Genomic DNA, 1,463 nt, shown 5'->3' on the forward strand with positions numbered 1-1,463 from the left:
CTCGCATTTCTCACAGTGTTGAAGCGCACCGGGGCGCGAATCAGCGAAAGTTGTTGTGCCGCAACGACTTTTCTCTGATCCAGGGAGCGCCCCGATGCCGACAGAGTGTAGCGCAGAACGATTTGATTTTGGAGTGGTGGAAGGCCGGGCTGTGGAAGCGGCCTTTGATGGCGGGCTGGTGACGTCGGATGCCGGAGCGCTGCTTCTGGGTGCGACGGATCGGGCAATCGATCTGGTGGGGCGCTTTGCGGATTGCTTTCGCGATCATCGCCGGCAGGACCTGATCGAGCATGCGGTCGGGACGCTGATCGGGCAGCGGGTGTTTGGCATCGCGCTCGGCTATGAAGATCTCAACGACCACGACGAACTGCGGCACGATCCGCTGATGGCGGTGCTGGCGAGCAAGCTTCAAGCTCGGCGCGGGGACTGCGCGCCGGTGGCCGGCAAGTCGACGCTGAACCGGCTGGAGCTGAGCCAAAACGAACCTTCGCGCTATCACAGGATCGCGTACGACGCGGCGACGATCGAGGCGTTGCCGGTGACGCTGTTCCTGGAGGCGCACGAGCGGCCGCCGGAGCAGATCATCCTCGATCTGGACGCCACCGACGATCCGCTGCACGGGCATCAGGAGGGTCGCTTCTTCCACGGCTATTACGACTGCTACTGCTATCTGCCGCTGTACGTGTTCTGCGGCCGGCACCTGTTGGCGGCCAAGCTGCGCCGCTCCGACATCGACGCCAGTGCGGGCAGCGTCGAGGAGGTTGCGCGGATCGTCCGGCAAATCCGCGCCCGCTGGCCGTTTGTGCGCATCCTGCTGCGAGCCGACAGTGGCTTTGCGCGCGAGGCGCTGATGGCGTGGTGCGAGCAGAACCGCGTGGACTACCTGTTCGGGCTCGCCCGTAACGCCCGCCTGGTCGCCATGATCGAGGAGGAGCTTGCCGCGGCGAAAGCCGCGGCCGAGCAGACCGGCCGCCCGGCGCGCCGCTTCAAGGACTTCACGTGGCGTACGCTCGATAGCTGGAGCCGGGAGCGCCGCGTCGTCGCCAAGGCGGAGTGGACGCAAGGCGAGGCCAATCCGCGCTTCGTCGTCACCTCGCTCAAGCGAGCCGAGGCGGGCGCACGTCAGCTCTATGAGGACATTTACTGCGCCCGCGGCGACATGGAGAACCGGATCAAGGAATGCCAGCTCGATCTCTACGCCGACCGCACTTCGGCCCAGACCATGCGGGCCAACCAGCTGCGGCTGTGGTTCGCCGCGATGGCCTATGTGCTGATCTGTGCGATGCGGCGCATCGCTCTCTCCGACACCGTATTTGCCAACGCCACCTGCGGCACCATCCGCCTCAAGTTCCTCAAGATCGGGGCGCTGGTGCGCATCTCCGTGCGCCGCATCAAGATCGCCATGGCCTCGGCCTGCCCAGCCGCCGAACACTGGGGTCACGCCGCGCGCCGCCTGGCTGATG

Annotated in this window: 1 protein-coding gene; it reads left to right on the forward strand. The window is 65.9% G+C overall.

Going from position 1 to position 1,463, the window contains the following annotated elements:
- Nucleotides 1-94: 94 nt before the first annotated feature.
- Nucleotides 95-1,463, forward strand: a 1,369-nt coding sequence (locus IVA82_RS01260; protein ID WP_247388940.1) for an IS1380 family transposase, incomplete at its 3' end; no start/stop codon positions are given.

The sequence above is a fragment of the Bradyrhizobium sp. 142 genome, assembly GCF_023074015.1.
GTDB lineage: Bacteria > Pseudomonadota > Alphaproteobacteria > Rhizobiales > Xanthobacteraceae > Bradyrhizobium.